The organism is Streptomyces corynorhini (genome assembly GCF_003346515.1).
In the GTDB taxonomy this organism is placed as follows: Bacteria; Actinomycetota; Actinomycetes; order Streptomycetales; family Streptomycetaceae; genus Streptomyces; species Streptomyces corynorhini.
Genome location: NZ_QQNA01000401.1, coordinates 1 through 3,020, shown reverse-complemented (window position 1 = coordinate 3,020; position 3,020 = coordinate 1). Strand labels below are relative to the sequence as shown.

Genomic DNA, 3,020 nt, shown 5'->3' with positions numbered 1-3,020 from the left:
GGCGCGCGAGCCGGGGGCGGCGACGGCCGAGGGCGGCGCGGGCGGGAGCGGGCGCGGTCGTGGTCGTGGTCGGCGGCGGTCCGGGGGCCGGGGGCTGTGCCGGTACCCGTCGCTGTGCCGAGGTGAGCGCGGGGGCGCCCGTACCGACCGGCTCGTAGGGGGTGTCGTAGGGGGCGGCGTAGGGGTTGTCGTAGGGGGCGGCGTCGCGAGGATCTCCGTACGGCGTGTACGGGACGTACGGGGCGTACGGGGCGCGGGCCTCCTCGGCGTGGGTGTGCGGCGCGGGCGCCGTGGCGGTCCGCGTCAGCAGCACCACGCCGCGCGCCGCCAGCACCGCGCCCACCAGCGCCGCCGCGACGCCCAGGGCGCCGCCCCTGAGGCGCTCGCCGAGGAGCGCGAGGCCGATCACGGAGGCGGCAACCGGGTTGGCGAGGGTGAGCACCGCGAGCGGGGCTCCCAGCCCGCCCCGGTACGCCGTCTGCGAGAGGAGCAGGCCGCCCGAGGCGAAGGCCGCGACCACCAGCGCCACCGCCGTGACCTGCCACCAGGGCAGCGCGCCCGCGCCACGGGCCGTGGCGGCGACGGTGACGGTCTGGGTGAGGGCGGAGGCGACGCCCGAGGTGATCCCGGAAGCCGCCGCGTGCCGCAGTCCGGGGCGGGCTCCGGGCCTGGTCAGGGCCGTGACCAGGGCCAGCGCCAGCCCCGCGACGGCGAGCGCCCGCGCCAGCGTGAGCGTCGCGCCCGGCGCCGTACCCGCGGCGGTGAGCAGGATGACCGCGAGCCCCACGAGTGTGTACGCGGTGCCGCGCCACTCGCCCCCGCCGACCCGCCGGCCGGCCCGGCGGGCGCCCAGCGGTACGGCCGCGACCAGCGTCAGGGCACCGAGCGGCTGCACGACCGTGAGCGGCCCGTACGTCAGGGCCACGACATGCAGCAGCGCGCCCGTCGCGTTCAGCCCGACCGCTCCCCACCAGGCGCCGCGCGCGAGCAGCGTGAGCAGCGGGGTCCCGGGCGCGGTGCGGGCGGCGAGGCGCTCCTGCGCCACGGCCGCCGAGGCGTACGCGAGGGCCGAGACGAGCGAGAGGAGCACGGCGAGCGCGGTCGGGCCGTTCATCGGACCGCTCCCGACGGGACAGCGTCGACGGCCCCGGCGGGGGCCCGCCCCGGGAGGTGCCCGGTAGGCCCGGCGGCCGTGGTCCGCGCGGCCCCGGCCCGTACGACCGGGGAGCCTCGGCGCCTTACGGCGCGGGGCGGTCGGGCGGAAACGTCCTGTTTCCGTGCGGTGGGCCCCGTGCGGGCGTTGACGCGCACCACCCGCCCCCTTCGCGTGATCGACACGGCGCGCGGGGACGACGTGGCGTTACGGCGACGCGCCCTGAAACCGCGTCCTTATCGATACGCCAGTGTACCGATACGATTTAGTTTCGGTACACTGGCGTATCGGTACACTGCCGTATCGATGCGATGAGAGCCCGAGGGCAGGGAGAGACGATGACCTCGCCGCGCCGCTCCAAGATCACCCCGGAGCGCGAGCAGGAGTTCTACCAGGCAGCTCTCGATCTGCTCAGGGAAGGCGGCTACGACGCCCTCACGATGGAAGGCGTCGCGGCGCGCTCACGCTGCGGCAAGTCGACGCTCTACCGCCAGTGGGGCACCAAGCCGCTGCTGGTCGCCGCCGCGCTGCGCGGCACCCGGTGCTTCCGGCTGGCCGATGTCGACACCGGAACGCTGGAAGGCGATCTGCGCGCCGTGGCCCGGTCGGCGGCGGCGTTCTCGGGGCGCGACGTGCCGCTGATGCGGGCGCTCAGCCAGGCCGCCTTCCAACACCCCGAGCTGCAAAGGGCCCTGCGCGAGGCGCTCATCGACCCGGAGATCGCGGCGATCGACACCATGGTCGGGCGGGCGGTGGACCGCGGTGAGGTCGCGGCGGACAACCCGGCCCTGGAGTTCGTCGCGGTCCAGCTGACCGGCGTCATCCGGGCCCGGCCGACACTGGAGGGCCGTCACGCGGACGAGGCGTATCTGAACCGCTTCCTCGACGCGACGATCCTCCCCTCCCTGGGGCTGCGCGCGGCCTCACACCTCTAGGGCCTCTCGTTGGGATCATGCCGGGCTCGCGAGCCCCGGCACCGCGCCTCGCCGCGTTGTCGTCAGTCATCCCCAAGGTCTCGGCTTCGCTCGACCAGGGGAGACCCCACCCGCTCCGCGTGGGCTCCCTCCTCCGCCTCGCGATCCACGGCACCGGACCCCGCTCCCTCATCCGGCCTGATCCAAACGAAAGACCCTGGACGGGCGGTCCGTCGTCCGAGCGGATGACGACGGACCGCCCGCGCCGCACCGTGGGGACGGGCGCGGCGCGTCGGCCGGCCGGTGACCTCTGGGGAGGGGTCACCGGCCCGTCGCGGTGACGGACGGGAACCACTGCGGCCGGAGAGACGTCAGTGAACAGCATGGAGCGCCGCGCAGAACCCCCTTGGACCGCAGGCTGCCTGACCCTGCTCATCGGCGGGGCGGCCGGTTACGGCGCGTACCGGCTGTCGAGCGCGGCGCGGCACGCGTGCGCCGTCATCCGGCGCGAGCACCCGAGCGTCTTCGACCTCTGGACCTGGGAAGCCCCGCTGACGGTGATCGTGATGGCGTTCGCGGGGCTGGCCGCCTGGGGGATCCCCCAGGCCCTGACGCGCCGCGTACGCTCCGACCGCGCGCGCCTGCTGATATCGGGAGCGGTGTTCGTGGCGGTCCTGGTCGTACTGACCCTGCTCCACTTCGCCTGGCTGGGAACGCCGCTGGGGGTGGGGAACGACACCAACGGGACCTGCGGACCGGACAACGTCCCGTCGTGGTGGCCGCGCCTGCTGCCCGCGTGACCCCGTCGGCTCCGGCGGCACGGCGGTCGCGCCACCGCCGCCGGACGCCCGTCTCGCGTAACGTACGCCCATCAGCACTCCGCGTCTCCTCCATATGACGTACCCGTACCGATCCAGCCGCGCCCCGCACCCGGGGCGCGGCTGGATCGGTAC

3 protein-coding genes are annotated in these 3,020 nt (G+C 75.4%); 2 read left to right on the top strand and 1 reads right to left on the bottom strand.

Translation table 11 applies throughout. The annotated features are described in order from the left end of the window. A partial coding sequence (locus tag DVH02_RS33475) for a DMT family protein (protein ID WP_233518622.1) occupies window positions 1-1,114 on the bottom strand: 1,114 nt, incomplete at its 3' end. A 377-nt stretch (window positions 1,115-1,491) separates the two neighbouring features. Between DVH02_RS33475 and DVH02_RS33470 the strand changes: the two genes are divergently transcribed. Continuing rightward, window positions 1,492-2,088, top strand: coding sequence for a TetR/AcrR family transcriptional regulator (locus DVH02_RS33470; RefSeq protein WP_233518621.1), 597 nt, complete (start codon window positions 1,492-1,494; stop codon window positions 2,086-2,088). 362 nt (window positions 2,089-2,450) lie between these two features. Then, window positions 2,451-2,867: a hypothetical protein gene (locus DVH02_RS33465; RefSeq protein WP_147286199.1), complete on the top strand. Its 417-nt coding sequence runs from the start codon at window positions 2,451-2,453 to the stop codon at window positions 2,865-2,867. Window positions 2,868-3,020 lie beyond the last annotated feature (153 nt).